General features: G+C 54.1%; 17 protein-coding genes. 6 read left to right on the top strand and 11 right to left on the bottom strand.

The features are described 5' to 3' along the window. Positions 1–6: 6 nt before the first annotated feature. The 4 genes from FAZ14_RS08220 to FAZ14_RS08205 form a co-directional block, all read right to left on the bottom strand. Positions 7–834, bottom strand: coding sequence for a carbohydrate ABC transporter permease (locus tag FAZ14_RS08220; protein ID WP_019844413.1), 828 nt, complete (start codon positions 832–834; stop codon positions 7–9). After that, complete coding sequence (locus FAZ14_RS08215) at positions 831–1,703, bottom strand: carbohydrate ABC transporter permease (protein WP_016942253.1); 873 nt, start codon at positions 1,701–1,703, stop codon at positions 831–833. The genes FAZ14_RS08220 and FAZ14_RS08215 overlap by 4 nt, the downstream gene beginning before the upstream one ends. Positions 1,704–1,806: 103 nt before the next feature. Further along, positions 1,807–3,087 (bottom strand): ABC transporter substrate-binding protein, encoded by a 1,281-nt coding sequence (locus FAZ14_RS08210; protein WP_080646372.1) that lies wholly within the window; start codon positions 3,085–3,087, stop codon positions 1,807–1,809. 144 nt (positions 3,088–3,231) lie between these two features. Then, positions 3,232–4,425 (bottom strand): multidrug efflux MFS transporter, encoded by a 1,194-nt coding sequence (locus FAZ14_RS08205; protein WP_038925565.1) that lies wholly within the window; start codon positions 4,423–4,425, stop codon positions 3,232–3,234. A 334-nt stretch (positions 4,426–4,759) separates the two neighbouring features. Here FAZ14_RS08205 and azuC point away from each other — a divergent pair, with 334 nt between their 5' ends. Both azuC and FAZ14_RS08195 read left to right on the top strand, forming a co-directional pair. Further along, positions 4,760–4,843: a stress response protein AzuC gene (azuC, locus tag FAZ14_RS20460; RefSeq protein WP_146214194.1), complete on the top strand. Its 84-nt coding sequence runs from the start codon at positions 4,760–4,762 to the stop codon at positions 4,841–4,843. A gap of 231 nt (positions 4,844–5,074) precedes the next feature. Further along, positions 5,075–5,698 (top strand): hypothetical protein, encoded by a 624-nt coding sequence (locus FAZ14_RS08195; RefSeq protein WP_012883582.1) that lies wholly within the window; start codon positions 5,075–5,077, stop codon positions 5,696–5,698. Positions 5,699–5,825: 127 nt separating this feature from the next. Here FAZ14_RS08195 and FAZ14_RS08190 read toward each other — a convergent pair whose 3' ends face one another. After that, the gene (locus tag FAZ14_RS08190; protein WP_016942250.1) at positions 5,826–6,911 is read right to left on the bottom strand and encodes a tartrate dehydrogenase; all 1,086 of its coding nucleotides are present in this window, start codon (positions 6,909–6,911) and stop codon (positions 5,826–5,828) included. 120 nt (positions 6,912–7,031) lie between these two features. Here FAZ14_RS08190 and FAZ14_RS08185 point away from each other — a divergent pair, with 120 nt between their 5' ends. Further along, positions 7,032–7,991 (top strand): LysR family transcriptional regulator, encoded by a 960-nt coding sequence (locus FAZ14_RS08185; protein ID WP_016942249.1) that lies wholly within the window; start codon positions 7,032–7,034, stop codon positions 7,989–7,991. Here the strand turns inward: FAZ14_RS08185 and queF are convergent. From queF to FAZ14_RS08165, 4 genes are all read right to left on the bottom strand, one after another. Next, the gene (gene queF, locus FAZ14_RS08180) at positions 7,966–8,808 is read right to left on the bottom strand and encodes an NADPH-dependent 7-cyano-7-deazaguanine reductase QueF (RefSeq protein ID WP_016942248.1); all 843 of its coding nucleotides are present in this window, start codon (positions 8,806–8,808) and stop codon (positions 7,966–7,968) included. The two genes, FAZ14_RS08185 and queF, sit on opposite strands and share 26 nt — an antisense overlap. A 5-nt stretch (positions 8,809–8,813) precedes the next feature. Continuing rightward, positions 8,814–9,683 (bottom strand): queuosine precursor transporter, encoded by an 870-nt coding sequence (locus tag FAZ14_RS08175; RefSeq protein ID WP_153508340.1) that lies wholly within the window; start codon positions 9,681–9,683, stop codon positions 8,814–8,816. Continuing rightward, positions 9,684–10,298, bottom strand: a complete 615-nt coding sequence (locus tag FAZ14_RS08170) for a helix-turn-helix domain-containing protein (RefSeq protein ID WP_038925563.1) — start codon at positions 10,296–10,298, stop codon at positions 9,684–9,686. Between the two features lie 495 nt (positions 10,299–10,793). Next, positions 10,794–11,540 carry an SDR family oxidoreductase gene (locus tag FAZ14_RS08165; RefSeq protein ID WP_153508339.1) on the bottom strand — a complete coding sequence of 249 codons (747 nt, stop codon included), beginning with the start codon at positions 11,538–11,540 and terminating at the stop codon, positions 10,794–10,796. A 333-nt stretch (positions 11,541–11,873) separates the two neighbouring features. Between FAZ14_RS08165 and FAZ14_RS08160 the strand changes: the two genes are divergently transcribed. Next, positions 11,874–12,407, top strand: a complete 534-nt coding sequence (locus FAZ14_RS08160; RefSeq protein ID WP_016942244.1) for a TIGR00645 family protein — start codon at positions 11,874–11,876, stop codon at positions 12,405–12,407. An 83-nt stretch (positions 12,408–12,490) separates the two neighbouring features. Here FAZ14_RS08160 and FAZ14_RS08155 read toward each other — a convergent pair whose 3' ends face one another. Continuing rightward, complete coding sequence (locus tag FAZ14_RS08155; protein ID WP_153508338.1) at positions 12,491–14,752, bottom strand: molybdopterin-dependent oxidoreductase; 2,262 nt, start codon at positions 14,750–14,752, stop codon at positions 12,491–12,493. A 258-nt stretch (positions 14,753–15,010) separates the two neighbouring features. On the opposite strand from FAZ14_RS08155, the gene FAZ14_RS08150 reads away from it, so the two are divergent. Further along, positions 15,011–15,499 (top strand): LysR substrate-binding domain-containing protein, encoded by a 489-nt coding sequence (locus tag FAZ14_RS08150; protein WP_235914501.1) that lies wholly within the window; start codon positions 15,011–15,013, stop codon positions 15,497–15,499. A 141-nt stretch (positions 15,500–15,640) separates the two neighbouring features. Beyond that, entirely contained in the window at positions 15,641–16,093 is a 453-nt protein-coding gene (locus tag FAZ14_RS08145; RefSeq protein ID WP_016942239.1) for an NUDIX domain-containing protein, read from the top strand. Here FAZ14_RS08145 and FAZ14_RS08140 read toward each other — a convergent pair. After that, entirely contained in the window at positions 16,090–16,818 is a 729-nt protein-coding gene (locus FAZ14_RS08140; protein ID WP_153508337.1) for a sulfite exporter TauE/SafE family protein, read from the bottom strand. The genes FAZ14_RS08145 and FAZ14_RS08140 overlap by 4 nt on opposite strands. Positions 16,819–16,961: the final 143 nt, after the last annotated feature.

The following is a 16,961-nucleotide window of genomic DNA, read 5'->3' as shown; positions in this document are numbered from 1 at the left end:
CGAATCCTATTTCTGGCTGACGGCAAAGCCGCGCAGCAAATAACGTTGAACAAAGCCCGCCACCAGCAACACCGGCAGCGAAGACAGCAACCCGATGCTCATCAGTTCTCCCCAGTAGATCTGGTTTTCAGTCATGAAGTTGGCGATAAACAGCGGCAGCGTGAATTGCTGTGGGGTTTGCAGATACAGCAGGGCAAACAGAAATTCGTTCCAGGCCATGATCAGGGTGAAGATAGCCGTGGCGACCAGACCGGGAGCACACACCGGCAGCACGATGTAACGCAACCGTCGCCACAGCCCGGCACCGTCCATCGCGGCGGCTTCTTCCAGCGACAGCGGCACATCGCGGATAAAACTGAGCAGCATCCAGATACAAAACGGCAGGGTGTAGACCTGATACGCCAGCATCAGCCCGGCCAGACTGTTGAGCAGGTGCAGCGATTTGAGCAACGAATACAGCGGGATGGCCACCACCATCGGCGGCATCATCTTGATCAACAGCACCAACAGCAGGAACAGGCTATCCAGTCGTGCCGGGAAGCGGTGGCGTGCCAGCGTATAGGCAGCCATAAAACCGGTTATCAGCGATAACGCGGTGGCACCCGCCGCGACCCAGAGGGTATTAAACAGCCGTGCGCCAACGCCATTATCCAGCAGGCTCTTGAGGTGAGTGAGCGTCCACTGTTGCGGCCAGAACGGGCTGGAAAGGCTGGAGAATTCTGCGGTGGATTTAAACGCCGCTGCCACCATCCACAGGATCGGTAAGGTGAAAAACAGCAACGCGATAGCCAGCGCCAGGGCACGTAGTGCCGTCAGCCAGTAGGGGAGTCTCATGCGCTTTTCCCTCCACGCAGTAGCTGCCAGGCGTAGACCAGGCTCATGGCTGCGGCGAACAGCAGCATAATGACTGCCCCGGCGCTGGCGAGTCCCAGATTAAAAAACTTGAAGCCTTGCTGATAGATGTACAGCGACAGGGTTTCGGTGGCATAACCGGGGCCACCGCCGGTCAGGGCGTACACTTTGTCGAACAGCTTGAAGGTGTCGATGGAGCGCAGTAGCAGCGCCAGCATCAGAGGCTGGCGGATAAGTGGCAACGTGACGTACCACAGCCGTTTCCAGCCATTGGCTCCGTCGCTTTGCGCCGCTTCCAGTACGTCTTTGGGGATGCCCTGTAATCCGGCAAGAATGATAAGACATGCCATCGGCGTCCACTGCCAGATATCCACCAGCATCAGCGACCACAGCGCCAGATGCGGGCTGGATAGCCACGGTTGCGGCATCAGCCCCAACGCGGTCAGGCAATTATTCAGCAGACCAAAATCGTAATGAAACCACACGCGCCAGATGGCTGAGCACACCAGCGTGGAGATCATCATGGGGTAAATCAGCAGGCTCAACACCCACTGGCGACCGGGAAAATGGCGGTACAGCAATAACGCCAATACCAGTCCCAGCAGCACTTGTAACAGCGAACTGCCGACTGAAAACAGCAGGGTGTTTTTCAGGCTGGTGGTGAAGAACCAGTCGTCGAACAACTGGCGGTAGTTCTCCAACCCGACCCAACTGCGGCTGGCGGCGGCATAATCGACCTTGCTGAAGGAGTAAAGCAGCATCTGGCCGATGGGGTAGAGCGTCAGCAGTAGCAGTAGCGTGGCGGCGGGCAGGAGCAGCAGCCAGCGTTGCCAGCGGGAGTCAAAATGCATGGGGTGTCCTTGCGTGGGCGGACCGTGGCCCGCCCGAAAACAGTCATGTTGATGCGTGTTACTTCAGTACGTGTTACTTAGGCTCGTGTTACTTCAGTACGTATTATTTCAGGACCTGTGCGATCTTTTGATTAGCCTGTTCTAACGCGACCTTCGCTGGCATTTGATCCATCAGTGCCAGTTGCAGGTAGTCGCCGAGGATGCTTTCCACTTCCTGCCAGTTGCGGATACGAGGACGCGCCTTGCCCGCTTCCAGTGCTGCCAGCTGTGCCGGATACCAGCGGTATTTCTGCACCACTTGCGCATCCTGATAGACGCTGCGGCGAGTCGGCGGCAGTCCCAGCTCCAGCGCCAGCGCTTTCTGGTTTTCCGCGCTGGTGAGGTAGCTCAGGAATTGCTGCGCCAGTTCGCTGTGCTGGCTGTTTTTGGCAATAGCCATCTGCCAGATACCCAGCATCGGTGATGGGCCGACGTTTTGCCCCGGTGCCGGTTGCAACGTCATTTTGCCGACCACCTTAGATTTGTCAGCATCGTCCAGTGTTGCCGCCCAGGCAGGCCAGACTTCGATCGCCATCGCCGCTTTACCTTGCTCCATCGCCTGACGGACATCGGCGGCGTTGTACACCTCAACCCCGGTCGGCGCGAAGGCTTTCAGCGCCTTGAGGGTATTGAGCGCCTGAAGTGCTTGCGGCGAATCCAGCGAGGCTTTGCCGTTGGTGATGACGTTGCCGCCGTAGGCCCACAGCATTGGCATAAAGCCGGACACAATCGGGTTGCCCTTCATGCCACGGAACACCACGCCGGAAACCCCCGGCTCCTGCTGTTGCAGGGTTTTGGCATCGCTTAATACCGCATCCCAGTTGGCAGGTGCTTTGAGCTGGTGTTTATCGAACAGGTCCTGGCGATAAGCAAACATTGCCACGTTACCGACCACCGGCAGGCTGTACGCCGGGCCGCTGTTTTCCGGCACGCGTGAGACATTCAGTACCGCTGGAATAAAATCGCTGCTTTGCAGGCTTTCCGGCAGTGGTTGTAGCCAGCCATTACCGGCGAATTCCGGGCTCCAGCTGTCGTCCATCAGCATCAGGTCGTAGGACGAGGCGTTTTCCCGCAGGGAAATCACCAGTTTTTCATACAGGTTGGCGTAGGGCAGTTTCAGCAGTTCGATCTGCTTGCCGGGGTGCTGTTGCTGGAAACGGGCCAGCGTACTGTCGAGTGCTTTGCCGTAAACGTCATCGCGTCCGGCGATGACCAGATCAGCGGCCTGCGATGTCATGCTGCATGCCAGACCCACGGCGAGCAACAGACGGGAAAGGGAAGTCTTACTGTGTGAGTGAGTGGTGTTGCCAAACATATTCTTGCCGAACATATCTTTGCCAAACATAGTGAGCGCCTTTTGTCAGGAGTGCATACGTTTGCACAGGCGCTATCTTTGGCGACAAGGATGACAAAAACATGAAAGCAGGATGAACAATCGAAGATCCAGCCACGGTGAGGGGAAGCCGACGACACGGCTTCCCTGACGAGGTCAGACTTTTTTTGGCAGGCGGGCGAAGCTCACCATCAGTTGGATGCCGTTAATCAGCACCAGCAGTGCGGTAACCAGAAAAACCCAACGGTAGCCCAACGTAGCGGAGACCGTGGAACCCAGCAGCGGGCCGACCACGTTGCCCAAATACATACAGGACTGGTTATAACCGAAAATACGTCCGGTGACCTGCTGGCTACTGTATTTGACCAGCAGCGCCTGCACGGCGGGCATCAGCGCACCATCGGCGAACCCTAACGCGAAACGCAGAATCCCGAGCTGGACAGAGCTTTGCACCGCCGACATCAGGAAAAACAGCAGGGCGCACAGGAATAACGCGACGATCAACACCCGCTGAGAACCGATGCGATCCCCCAGTTTGCCGAGGCGGGGGGCGGACAGCAGCGCCGACACACCCGGTACGGCGGCGATGATCCCGCTGATAAAGGCGATGTTGTCAATGTCAGGCGACAAGTCGCGGATAAACAGCGTCAGAATAGGGCTGATGGAGCCGTTCGCCATCTGAATCATCATGGTGGTGACGCACAGGCTGATAATCAGTAGCGGGTAAGGCAGCGAGGCGAATACGGCCCGACCGCTGAGCTGCGCTTTTTTACTGACGGTAATCGCGTTTTCGCGGATAGCGAACAGCGTAATCAGAAAACAGATAAACAGCATGGCGGAGGTGATGAAAAACACCATACGCAAACCGATGGTATCGGCCATAAAGCCGCCAAGCAGTGGCCCAATCAACACCCCGGCGACTTGCCCGGTCGACAGCGTGCCGAGCGCCCAACCGCTGCGGCTGCGTGGTACTTGCGAGGCAATCAGCGCCATGGCGTTAGGAATGTAGCCGGAAGTCAGCCCCATCAGTGCGCGCAGCATAAACAGTTGCCAGACGTTGGTCGCCATGCCTTGTAGCCCCATGATCAGCGACATACCAAGCGCGGCACGCAGCAGCATCAGCTTGCGACCTTTGCGGTCGGCCAGACTGCCCCATAGCGGTGCGACAATGGCTGAAACCAAAAATGCCGAACTGAACACCAGTCCTGACCACAAATTCAGGGCGGTGTGGTCAGTGACCCCAAGGTGTTCGATATAGAGCGGCAGAAACGGGAGTATCTGGCTCATTGCCATGCCGGTAAAAAAGCATCCCAGCCAGGCGGCGAAGAGGTTGAGTTTCCAGGTTTCCATAGGGCAGGTTTACATCGTCAGTAAAAGGCCGGGGCAAGCGCGCCAGTGCCGCGCTGAATTACGCAGCCCCGTTAGTATGGCTGCTTTTGTCTTAGCCGGGAAATAATTTTATAGATCAAAGAATAATCCAAACCCGGATAGTGAGGTGTTTTTGGTTGCAAAAAAGCGCGGCTATAGAGAAGAAATGAGCAGGCGGCATGACCGGGTTAAGTGGGGAAACTAAAACGTGAGTCTGATTTTTTTGTGATAGCTATCACAAAAGTATTGCGGCTGAATTCAACAAAACGTACAATCTTTTACCAGAAAGTTCACAAATAAGTCGTTAACCAAGGTGATGAACGTGCGTAAATTTCTGAGAAGACTGCTGATCGCTTATGTCAATGCTTACAAAGACATCCCGCCGGGTGCGATGCATTAATTGCCTAAGCAGACCAAGATACGAATAAGAAGGCCGCTATGATAGCGGCCTTCTTGTTTTCGTTGGGTATGAACATATTCATCTTCTGTATAAGCTCTGGGTTATTGCGTTTTGCTACTCTCGCTTAAATGGCTAATAGATAGGCATGATGTTTGATATTATCAATCCCAACAACTACAACAGGCTATGCTTACAATGTCACCAGTTCTCAACGATAGCGGGAGTTTTGATATGGCGATTCTTCCTATGTCATATAGCCCTGCCACTATGGCGCGGGAATACCGGAAAATTGGCGAAACGAGTGTAAACGGTCGGGCTGTGGATATTTATATTCACAATGATCAACACCATGCCGTTGCCATATATGGCGAACCCGATGACGTTGCTGGTGATTTACGGCATGTTGTGGTAGCAAAGATTGACCTGAAATCCCGTAACAGCGACGACGAAACCGAAACCATTCTGGCTGTCATTGGTTATTACGAGAATCTGCAGCCGATGAATGCGCATTCTGCACAGGTTGAAGGCGTGATTGTCACCAAGCGCGAACGAAATGCCAATGTCGCCAGTGCTATGTATAAAGCACTCATTAATGACGGCATTGTGCTGGTAAGCGATAACCTGCAATTTCCAGGCGGGAAGGCACTGTGGGCGCGTATGGCACGTAAAGAGATCGGCATTGATGTGTTTGTGTTCGACTCAGAACGACGTGCTTTCTGGCCGTATGACGGTGAACGTGTCCGATACGATGGACACAGTATCCCAGAGAGCGACATCTGGAGCCTTGCGCCGAATGAATCACGAAAAGGGGTCGTACTGGTGGCTGAACGCAAGCGAGACAAATCAGCAGCCTGATGTAACGCCAACCTATGTAAAACGTGCTCTATTTACCTTGTGATAGTTTACCGTGTGATAGTCTGAAGGCCGCTATGATAGCGGCCTTTTTGTTTTTCGAGCGGGTTGTTACTGCATGCTGATGCGGTTAGCGGCGCACTGCCCGCGCAATCGCCTCACCCAGTGCTGCGGTATTGCCGTTGCCGCCGAGGTCTTTCGTTAACGGTGCGTTGCCCGGGCCTTGCTCCAGCACACGCTCAATGGCGCTGAGCACCGCGGCCCCGGCGTCGTCATGTCCCAGATGCTCCAGCATCATCGCCCCGCACCAGATTTGGCCGATGGGGTTGGCGATACCTTTACCGGCGATATCCGGCGCTGAGCCATGTACTGGTTCAAACAGGCTGGGGAAGGTGCGTTCCGGGTTGATATTGGCCGAAGGCGCAATCCCGATGGTACCGGTACAGGCAGGGCCAAGGTCGGACAAAATGTCGCCAAACAGATTACTGGCGACCACCACGTCAAACCAGTCCGGGTGTAGCACGAAGTTGGCGGTGAGAATATCAATGTGGTATTTGTCGACTTTCACCTCGGGATAGCGGGTGCCCATTTCGGCGACGCGGCTGTCCCAGTACGGCATCGTGATAGCGATACCGTTGGATTTGGTGGCGGAGGTCAGGTGCTTTTTCGGGCGCTTCATCGCCAGGTCATAGGCAAATTTGAGGATGCGGTCAACGCCAACGCGGGTCATCACCGTTTCCTGAATGACCACTTCGCGCTCGGTTCCGGCGAACATGGTGCCGCCGACGCTGGAATACTCGCCTTCGGTATTTTCACGCACGATATAAAAGTCGATATCACCAGGCTCGCGACCGGCCAGCGGCGCTTTCACCCCCGGCATCAGGCGGCAGGGACGCAGGTTGACGTACTGATCGAACTCACGGCGGAATAACAGTAGCGACTGCCACAGCGATACATGGTCCGGCACCACGTCCGGCCAGCCTACCGCACCAAAGTAGATGGCATCGAAGCCTTTGAGCAGCGTAAACCAGTTATCCGGCAGCATCTTGCCGTGCTGGAGGTAGTAATCGGCGCTGGCAAAATCAAACCATTCCCACTCTAGCCGGATATCAAACAGCTCAGCAGTACGGGTAAGAACGCGTACCCCTTCCGGCATCACTTCCTTGCCGATGCCGTCGCCGGGGATGACGGCGATACGGTAATGCGGTTGAGACATGGCAACTCCTGAATGTTTTTTTGAACGATTGCACTCGGATAACAGAAAGTGTATTTACTCTTCCTGCTGTAAACAATTCCGCTTCTGGTAAAGGTATTGTTGAATAAAAGAGAAGAATAAATGCGCTCAATCGACGATTTGTTGTTCTTTAGCCGCATTGCCGCGCTCGGTAGTTTGACGGCGGTGGCGCGTGAAAGTGGGCTGTCGCTGCCTGCTGTCAGCAAACGCCTGACGCAACTGGAGCAACGTCTGGGCGTGCAATTGATCAGACGTACCACCCGCCGGTTGGATTTGACGCCGGAAGGCCAGCTATACGCCGAAGGCGCGTTGCCGATTCTGCATGAAATCGAGGAGCTGGAGAGTCAGGTACGTCGTAATCAGCTTACGCTGCGTGGGCGATTGACCGTGAATGCCTCGTTCGGTTTTGGGCGACGCCACATCGCGCCGCTGATTTCCGAATTTGCCCGCCTGCACCCGGAACTGGAAGTGCAGTTGCAGCTCACCAGCCAGCCGCTCAATATGCTGGATGCCGGTGTCGACATTGATATTCGCTTCGGTGCGCCGCCAGACTCCCGACTGGTCGCACATCGGTTGATGGCAAATCCGCGGGTACTGTGTGCCTCACCCGCGTATCTGGCGCGTTGTGGTACACCGAAAACTGTGGCAGACCTTGCTGAGCACAATTGTCTGGTGTTGCGTCAGTATGAGAGCGATTACGGCTTATGGCGTTTTTATCGTGATGGACACGAGTTTACCCATCGGGCTTTTGGCAATCTTTCTGCCAATGATGGTGAGGTGATCATGCGCTACGCGCTGGACGGACACGGCATTATTTTGCGTTCGTTGTGGGACGTGCGTTCCTGGCTTGGTAACGGGAGGCTGGTGGCGTTATTACCGGATTACATCATGCCAGAGGCGGATATCTACGCGGTTTATCAGCAGCGGCGGCATGTACCTGCGCGCATTTCAGCGTTTATCGCCTGGCTGAAACAGTATTTACCGCAACGGGAAGAAAGCGGGCAGCGCCTCTCCGAAGGTGGAGAGGCGCACGGTATTACTGACGAACCAGACGACCGGTAGTGGCTTCGGTTTCAAAGTCGCTACGGAACGGGTTGATGTCCAGGCCGCCACGACGGGTATAACGGGCGAACACGGTCAGTTTTTCCGGTTGGCAGTAACGTTTTAGGTCATTAAAAATGCGCTCGACACACTGTTCGTGGAATTCATTGTGCTGGCGGAACGAAATCAGATAACGCAGCAGCGCTTCCCGGTCGATTTGTCGGCCTTGGTATTTGATGACCACGCTGCCCCAGTCCGGCTGATACGTGACCAGGCAGTTAGATTTCAGCAGATTGGAGCACAGGGTTTCGGTGACGTGCGGCGCGTTGTCACGTACAGCGTGCTGTAAATAATCAGGATTAAAGCCGTAATCGTTCACTTCAATATCCAGCTCGTCGATGTTGATGCCGGGCAGGGTATCGATCTGTGATGAATAACCGGTCAACCCCGGGTACAGTGTGACTTTAACATCGCCATTGGCGGCAGCGGACAGGTCTTTGATCAGGGTGGCGTGTACTTCGCCGATATCCTGAAAACGAGTCTGGTTAAAACTGTTGAGGTACAGTTTGAACGATTTGGATTCGATCAGGTTTTCCGAACTGGCCGGAATAATGAATTCAGCAATACCCACCAGTGGTTTTCCCTTGCGATTGAGCCACGACAGCTCAAAGGCCGTCCACAGATCGTAGCCGTCAAACGGCAGGGATGCACCGCTCAGGCCTACCAGATCACGGCCACGGGCGCGCGGCAGTGCTTCGAGCAGCGTCGGGTCGTATTTGTCCGGGTAGCTGGAGCGCACCCCCAAATGGGTAATGCCATCGTTTTCTGTAATATGCATATCGCTCAGTTCCTTGCTGGTACGGCATGAATGTATTTTCTGAACAGCCTGCGGGTACCGTAAATCGGGCCGACGCCCAACACCGCATAGACCACTTTAACCAGAAATTGCGACAGAATCATCGTGCGGATCACGTCAAAACTCAGCACATTATAAAACGCGATGGTGCAGAAAATCACACTGTCGACGGCCGAAGCGGTAACGGTACTGGTGATCACGCGGATAAACAGATAACGCGACTTGGTCATTATCTTGATTTTGTGCAGCACCCAGGCATTGATGTTTTCGGAAATCAGGTAAGCCAGCGATGAGGCTACCAACACGGCCATAATGCTTTCGGTAATACCATTGTACGTTTTTCCAAATTCCCATTCGGGTAAGCTGGGAATGAGGCTGGTGCACCACAGGCTGATGACGAAGAATAGATTGGAGAAAAACGCGACATAAATGGTGCGCCGGGCGAGACGTAACCCATAGAATTCATTAAGAATATCTACCAGTATGAAGGTGAGCGGGTAGATAAATATTGCGATTGGAACCACCATGTTCAGAGAAGGAATAAAAATGGGTTTGGAACCGGCAACATTGGAAAAAATGTAGATAACGCTCAACATGACCGTGATCAGAAGATAGGCATACCAGGAGCGTTCATTTCTGTCGCTGAGATCGTAGGCGGTAGTAATGTCTTTGCCGGCATAGAGTTTTTTATACAATGCATTGAGTTCGTGTCTGCTCAGGTCATCGGAAATTTCGCTGTCGACCAGTTCCTTGAGATCCATATGGATCGTCTTGCCGGTTGACAATACCATGATATTGGCGGATACCTCGCCGCTATGATTGAACCCCAGCAGCTTGAATTTCTTGTTTGCATCCATTTATATCCTTTCCTCTATGATATATCCCAGCAGGATGGTGTCCTCCGGGCGTCTTTTGTCTGCCACAGCAGCCGGGCTGGGGATGTCGACGAAAAATCCCACATCAGGAGCGTGGTAGAGTATCGGCGTATTTGGCATCAGCGCGGGTGGTCGGCGCAGGAGCAACAACGCGCCGGGGTGGAACGCATCGCCAATCGGCGACTCCACCTGTACTGCCACCATGTTGGCTTCTTCTCCGAAGAACCAGGTCAATGGATACTGGACCGCTAACTGACCAATCTTGTTCTGCCGAACCGATAGCAGTTGTGACTGCGGGATGACAGGAATCGCCGCCGGGTTTTTGTTACCGTCAAATGAAACGGTCTTGTTCAACTGTTCCACCTTTTCCAGATCGTAATCTTCGATTTCTTCACAGGAGACGCCGAAGAAATCAGAAATGCGATTGATGGTGGACTGCTGGACCTTGTTGACCCTACCTTCAAGAATTTTGTAGATGGTGGTGCGCGTTACCCCGGTACGATTAGAAAATGAGGCTTTTGTTTCGCCTCGGGTACGCATCAGATATTCAATATTTTTAATGATATTAGTTTTGCGCTGAGCATTCGTTGTTTTCATGGTCATTCCTTCTCAGGCCAGTTCTCTGACGGGTTCATCTTACGATAACGCGTTAGTTTCACCTATCCCTGTCGGGTAAAAAATATCAGATAGTCAGGCCTGTCACGCCGCGTACAGACTGAAAAAAACGCATAAAAAAGCGTGGATGCATTCAATGGATTGGTGGTTGTTGTAATGCGTCTATTAAAAATAGACATTAAAGATCATAAAGTGTCTATTAATGTGTTGACTTATATGTTTTTATTGCTATAACGTTTAGATAAATTAATTAATCTGTGCCATGCAGATAACCAAATATAAGAATTGCGTATAGCTAATATGCTAATTGATTGTTGATGGCGTCCCCGACGCAAACAGTCATGCATCCGACACCAGGGAACCGAGAACGGATGCTTTACCATGGTAGAGTGACAGGAGATATATCATTTCTCACCTTTCAGAACGCTGCACAACTGTGCAGCGTTTTTGTTTTGTTGGCCTGCCTGATGGGCCTGTTCATTTACCACCGGCCAGATCGATAAAACTTCCGGTGACGTAGCTGGCTTCATCCGACAGTAACCAGGCAATCGCATTCGCCACTTCTTCCGGCTGGCCGCCTCGCTGCATCGGAATCGCCTGGCGGATACGATCAACCCGTCCCGGTTCGCCGCCGTCCGCGTGGATGTCGGTATAAATAAATCCGGGACGTACCGCGTTGACCCGAATGCCTTCTGCCGCGACTTCCAGCGACAGGCCTTTGGTCATGGAGTCGATAGCGCCTTTGGACGCGGCATAGTCTACATACTCATACGGCGGCCCCAGACGAGAAGCGGCGGATGACACGTTAACGATCGCACCACCCCGACCACCGTGGCGATGAGACATGCGTTTAACCGCTTCGCGTGCACACAAAAAACAACCGGTAATATTCGCTGCAAACATCGTGTTGAGGCGTGCTGCATCCAGCTCTTCGATCCGCGCCTGAGGTCGCAGGATACCCGCGTTATTGACCAGCCCTGAGAGTGGCCCGAGTTCGTTATCAATCTTGGTAAATAGCGATACGATCTGCTGTTCGTCAGTGACATCCGCCTGAAGTGCGATGGCCTTGCCACCCAGTGCGGTAATGTTTTCAACCACACCTTGCGCTTGTTGCTGTTGATGCAGATAACTGATGGCTATCCAGTGTCCTTGTCGTGCCAGATGTAACGCTGTTGCCCGGCCGATACCCCGTGAGCCGCCAGTGATAAGGGTTATTTTCTGCATAGGTCTTATTCTGATGTGAACGGGAAAACAAACAGATTAGGTGGTGCGGCAGATAACGTCTACTTTATACATCACGATGTTTAGTCGGCCACGGCTTGTACTATTAGTTCGGTGTTGTATGGGGGCCGTAGTGAGAAAACGGAGGTGATCGGGTTCATAGTTGTCGATTCTATTATGGAGGGGGCTTTACTCGGCTCATTGACGGTATAATTCGGTGAAAATGGGTTTATTTTATTAAAAATCAATATGCTATATCGGTGAATATTTGAATAACACTCTGGCGTGGTTTTTCGCTATGATGCATCTCTCTCAAACCTGTACCTGATAGGCGCTATGGAACGTTTTCTTGAAAATACGATGTACGCTGCACGGTGGCTGCTGGCTCCGGTTTATCTGGGGTTGTCGCTGGGATTACTGGCGCTGGCCATCAAGTTCTTTGAAGAGATTTGGCTTGTTTTGCCGAACATTTTTTCCATTGAAGAATCCGATTTGATCCTGACGCTGCTATCGCTGGTAGACATGACGCTGGTGGGCGGATTGCTGGTAATGGTGATGTTTTCTGGTTATGAAAACTTTGTGTCGGCACTGGATATCGGTGAGGACAAGGAAAAACTAAACTGGCTGGGGAAGATGGACGCCAGTTCGCTGAAAAACAAGGTGGCGGCATCGATCGTGGCGATTTCGTCTATTCACCTGCTGCGGGTGTTTATGGATGCCAAAAACGTGCCGGACAACAAGCTGATGTGGTATGTGATTATCCACCTGACGTTTGTGTTGTCTGCTTTTGTGATGGGGTATCTGGACTGGCTGTCACGCCATGATCATCATGCTCATCACGGTGCTGAAAAAGCGCACGACAAGCATTGATCGCCAGTGTTTATAGAGTAGATGGACAGGACGCGCCCCCGATAACCGGGGGCGTTTTTTTATGGCTGGAACAGGGATGTTACTCAAAGCGCGATCACATCCACCAGGCAACTCATGGCGTTAGGGCCTTGTGTGAGTGGTGATGACCCCATATCACGGGTCAGCACGTTGGCATTGCCAGACTGTTCCACCTCGTGCCATTGCGCCTGACCGAAACCGGGCTCAAACCAGGCACCGGTCGCCATGATCACCACACCCGGTGTGACGCCATCGGTCACGTCCACCCCGGCGTAGATGCGTCCACGCTCGTTGCGTACTTCCACCCGTTCGCCGTGGCGAATGCCGCGAGCCGCCGCATCCTGCGGATGCATGTACAGGGTTTCATGCCCGGCGGTTTTGTTCGCGTTAACCTGCGGCGTGCTGCCTAGCTGGCTGTGCAGCCGATCGGCTGGCTGGATAGAGATAAAGTGCAACGGCCAGCGTTGTGTGACGTCTGCGCCGAGCCATTCTACCGGCGGCTGCCACTGCGGATGCGGGGCGAAATCCGGGTAACGGTAATCGGCGATGGTACTGCTGAATAGCTCGATTTTGCCGCTGGGCGTGTTGAGCGGGTGTTGCACCGGGTCGTGGCGGAATTCTTCGAAAAACACGAACGGTTGCTCGTCCATCGGGATATCCACGTAGCCCTGTTGCCAGAAACCGTCGAAGTCAGGCCAGCTTTCGCCTGCGCTGCCCTGACGCTCACGGCAGTTGAGGTACATCGTTTCCAGCCATTGACGCTCGGTACGGCCACCTTGGGTGAACGCGTCGCCATAACCTAAACGCTGGGCCAGTTCGCTGAAAATGTCGTAGTCATGGCGCGCCTGATGCTGTGGCGCAATCGCCTGATGCATGGCGAACACGAAACGATCCCGTGAGGAGCCGCCTATGTCGTTTCTTTCCAGCGAAGTGGTGACAGGCAGCACAATGTCGGCCATCTGCGCGGCGGCAGTCCAGACGATATCCTGCACGATAACCGTATCCGGGCGCTGCCAGCCTTCAACCAGCCGGTTAAGCTGCTGGTGATGGTGGAATGGGTTACCACCGGCCCAGTGGATCAGATGGATATCGGGATAAGTACGTTGCTCACCGCAAAACGTATAGGGTTTGCCGGGGTTGAGCAACATGTCGGCGATACGTGCGACCGGAATCGACTGGCCGGGATTGGGGACGGAGGGCGATGCGGGCGCGGGGGATGTCATGCGCTCGTTACCGACGCTGTTCATCGAGCCGTGACCAAACGAGAAACCACCGCCCGGTAACCCTACCTGCCCGAGCATGGCAGACAGTGCGATCATCATCCAGTAAGGCTGTTCACCACGGTGGGCACGTTGTACCGAGTAAGAACAGGTGATAAAGCTACGCACACCGATCAACTGTTGGGCCAGTTTTTCGATACGTGCAGCCGGGATACCGGTGATGGCACTGGCCCATGCCGGTGTTTTGGCTATACCGTCGCTGTGGCCATTGAGGTAGTCACGCAGTTGTGCGTAACCGACGCAATGACGCTCAAGAAAGTCACGGTCTTGCGCTTCCCGTCGCTGTATCTCGTAGCCCAGCGCCAGCATTAATGCTACGTCGGTATTTGGACGAATAGGGATCCACTCCGCGTTGACGAACGCCGGGCAGTCATCGCGCATGGGGCTGATATTGATAACCGGAATGCCGCGCGCCACCAGTTTTTCCAGCGCCGGTTTCAGCGTGTGGTGCCCGGCACCACCGGAGGCTACCTGGGCGTTTTTCAGCGCCAGTCCGCCGAAAGCAATAAACAGTTCACAGTGATCTGCCACGCTACGCCACTCGGTCACTTTGCCGGTGAGCGGGTGGAAGGTGCCTATCACATACGGCAGGAAGAATTGTGCCGCTCCCCAGCTGTAGTTGCCGGTCTGGTCTACCGCGCCACCGCCGGAGAAATAGAAACGTCGTACCTGAGAACGGGCATGATGAAAGCGCCCGGCGGACGACCAGCCATATGACCCGGCGAACAGACCGTCAGCGCCGTAACGATCGCGTACCCGGCGGTTTTCTTCCGCCACCAGATCCAGCGCGAGGTCCCAGTCCACTTCGACGAACGGTTCTTTACCACGCAGCGTACGATCGCTGTTCTCTCGTTTTTCCAGCCAGGATCGGCGCACCGCCGGTTTGCGAATACGTTTGTCGGAATAGACTAGCGGTACGATGGAGTCGAGCATGGGCGACGGGTCTGGGTCATTTGCAAACGGCTCGCAGCGGATAAGCTTGCCGTCTTCAACAACAGCGGTGAACGCGCCCCAATGGGCAAGGTGTGGATAACGCCTGATTGTCATAACGTCCTCGATAAATAGGCTGGATGCCGTGCAGGCTGGCGGTAACGCGCCAGGCAGTATTCCCTGAAAGGTACTGCTGATAATGCTATGGTTTGTTATCTATTTGGCTGATCATCATACAAGTCTGCTACATGACAGGCCAGTCAGTCCTTATGCCAATCGGGCATGTGTTATACCGGGCGGTCACGGTGTATTTTCCAGACTGTGATACAGTCTGACGGTGTGTAATCCCATAAAGCGACGACCCAGCAACTGGCGATGACCAGCGGTTTTGATCTGGTGATCCGTCTTGGGGTGTTTAATAGCGATCGTTTCAGTGCGCTGCCAGTTATGCAGGAGCATTATACCTTGCTGGCCGCTCCTTCATTGCTGTCGCATCAGCCGCTCTCTGCTCTCGGTGACGTGGTAAACCATACGCTGTTAGATACCGAAACGCGCCCCGGCTTTTGGTCACAGCTGTTCGATGTGGGTGGGTTAGTGGACCCCGGTACGCTTAACTGGCTGCGTTTTGATCATTTCTACGTCACGTATGCGGCGTTGATTGATGGGTTAGGCGTTGGACCGGGTCCGCTGCCGTTACTGGCGCGTGATGTGGCACTGGGCAGGTTGGTGGCTCCCTTGCCGACGCTGCGTGTCGCCGAGCGTACCTATTATTTACTGACGCCTGCAGGGCTGGCGAAAACCCGGCTGCATCACCGCTTCGAACAGTGGCTGTTGGAACAGGCTGCCAGCACGGAGACTGTCTGACTGACACCACACACCTTGACTGTCACCACACACATTATTGTCATGCACCCGCGTTAACGTGGGTACATGACCGAATCCGTACGCGGCTGAGTTAGCAGAGGTACGCCATGAATAGAGGTTCGCTATGAATAGAGGTATGTCATGAATTATGTGCAGGAAATGCGTCAGTTGATCGGGCATCGTCCGCTACTGCTGGCGGGCGCTAACGTGATTTTACTAAACACGCGTGGACAGGTGTTGTTGCAGCATCGTCTGGAAGGGGTATGGGGGTTGCCCGGCGGGTTACTGGAACTGGGGGAGTCACTGGAAGAGACCGCGATTCGCGAAGTGCGTGAAGAGACTGGGCTGCAACTCAATAGGTTCGATTTTCTGAAAATGTTTTCTGGCCCCGACCACTTTTTCACCTTGCCCAATCAGGATCAGATCTATGTGCTGACGGCCTTGTATGTGTGCCGCGATTGGCAAGGCGATATTGTGGTGGATAAAACCGAGTCGCGGGACGTACGCTTTTTCGATTTTCAGGCGTTGCCGACATTGGGTAACGAGTATCGGGAATACCTCGATTATTTTCTGTCGTTATCGTCGCCACGTTAGTGCGCAGGTACGGTTTCCCACAGCAGTGAGAGACCGGCTATCAGCATCATGCTATCCACCAGTCGGTTAAACAGGGTGTCTGACAGGCGCAGTACGAACCGTTTGCCGATGTACACCCCGGCGACCTGTGTTAACCCGACCAGCACACCTGCCAATAGCACCGACCACGGTAGCGCACCTATCACCCCGAAGGTGGAGGCTTTGGTCAGATAGATGACCAGCGAAGCCGCCGACTCGGTGGCCAGCAGTGCGCCTTTTAGCAAGCCGTAACCGGCGAACAGCGGTATCGTCAGTGGACCGGTGGAAAAGACGACGCCGGTGAGAAAGCCGACTACGCCGCCCGCCATCGCCAGTTGATTATCATTGAGCATGAAAGCACGTCGGTGGGCCAGGTGGCGTAGTGGAATCAGCAACAGGAAGAACAGGCCGATACACAGGCTCGACAAACGTACCGGCATCACCCACAGCAGGCTGGCACCGATGATCGATGCCGGAATGCCCGGCAGGCAGTAATAACCCAACGCCCGTAAATTGATGGCCTTACGCCATAGGATAACTTTGGAGATATTACTCATGGTGGCGGCGATCGCCATGATGGGCACAGCTGCCTGTGGGCTGAACGCCCACGCCAGCGCAGGCAGCAGAATGATGGAGCCGCCGGTGCCGACAATGCCGCTGACACTGCCCGCGAACAGAGCGAGAATAAGGATCAGAATATCGCTCATCGATGACCTCTGCGTAGGGATTGCTGTGTTTGCAGTGAGCATACCTGTGTGAAAAGAGAGTATCTCTGCCGAAAAAATCACAGTTGTGTGAGTTAAATTCACATATGGGTCGATGAAATGGTAAAGGCGGTAAACGCCTTGAC

The organism is Dickeya oryzae (assembly GCF_009372235.1).
In the GTDB taxonomy this organism is placed as follows: Bacteria; Pseudomonadota; Gammaproteobacteria; order Enterobacterales; family Enterobacteriaceae; genus Dickeya; species Dickeya oryzae.
Note: the sequence above shows the minus strand (reverse complement) of the source record. Positions and strands in the feature narration are given on the sequence as shown.

Excerpts from the sequence above, each read along its gene's own strand:
- FAZ14_RS08220 (WP_019844413.1), bottom strand. The coding sequence starts at position 834 with ATGAGACTCCCCTACTGGCTGACGGCACTACGTGCCCTGGCGCTGGCT.
- FAZ14_RS08215 (WP_016942253.1), bottom strand. The coding sequence starts at position 1,703 with ATGCATTTTGACTCCCGCTGGCAACGCTGGCTGCTGCTCCTGCCCGCC.
- FAZ14_RS08210 (WP_080646372.1), bottom strand. The coding sequence starts at position 3,087 with ATGTTTGGCAAAGATATGTTCGGCAAGAATATGTTTGGCAACACCACT.
- FAZ14_RS08205 (WP_038925565.1), bottom strand. The coding sequence starts at position 4,425 with ATGGAAACCTGGAAACTCAACCTCTTCGCCGCCTGGCTGGGATGCTTT.
- azuC (WP_146214194.1), top strand. The coding sequence starts at position 4,760 with ATGAACGTGCGTAAATTTCTGAGAAGACTGCTGATCGCTTATGTCAAT.
- FAZ14_RS08195 (WP_012883582.1), top strand. The coding sequence starts at position 5,075 with ATGGCGATTCTTCCTATGTCATATAGCCCTGCCACTATGGCGCGGGAA.
- FAZ14_RS08190 (WP_016942250.1), bottom strand. The coding sequence starts at position 6,911 with ATGTCTCAACCGCATTACCGTATCGCCGTCATCCCCGGCGACGGCATC.
- FAZ14_RS08185 (WP_016942249.1), top strand. The coding sequence starts at position 7,032 with ATGCGCTCAATCGACGATTTGTTGTTCTTTAGCCGCATTGCCGCGCTC.
- queF (WP_016942248.1), bottom strand. The coding sequence starts at position 8,808 with ATGCATATTACAGAAAACGATGGCATTACCCATTTGGGGGTGCGCTCC.
- FAZ14_RS08175 (WP_153508340.1), bottom strand. The coding sequence starts at position 9,683 with ATGGATGCAAACAAGAAATTCAAGCTGCTGGGGTTCAATCATAGCGGC.
- FAZ14_RS08170 (WP_038925563.1), bottom strand. The coding sequence starts at position 10,298 with ATGAAAACAACGAATGCTCAGCGCAAAACTAATATCATTAAAAATATT.
- FAZ14_RS08165 (WP_153508339.1), bottom strand. The coding sequence starts at position 11,540 with ATGCAGAAAATAACCCTTATCACTGGCGGCTCACGGGGTATCGGCCGG.
- FAZ14_RS08160 (WP_016942244.1), top strand. The coding sequence starts at position 11,874 with ATGGAACGTTTTCTTGAAAATACGATGTACGCTGCACGGTGGCTGCTG.
- FAZ14_RS08155 (WP_153508338.1), bottom strand. The coding sequence starts at position 14,752 with ATGACAATCAGGCGTTATCCACACCTTGCCCATTGGGGCGCGTTCACC.
- FAZ14_RS08150 (WP_235914501.1), top strand. The coding sequence starts at position 15,011 with ATGACCAGCGGTTTTGATCTGGTGATCCGTCTTGGGGTGTTTAATAGC.
- FAZ14_RS08145 (WP_016942239.1), top strand. The coding sequence starts at position 15,641 with ATGAATTATGTGCAGGAAATGCGTCAGTTGATCGGGCATCGTCCGCTA.
- FAZ14_RS08140 (WP_153508337.1), bottom strand. The coding sequence starts at position 16,818 with ATGAGCGATATTCTGATCCTTATTCTCGCTCTGTTCGCGGGCAGTGTC.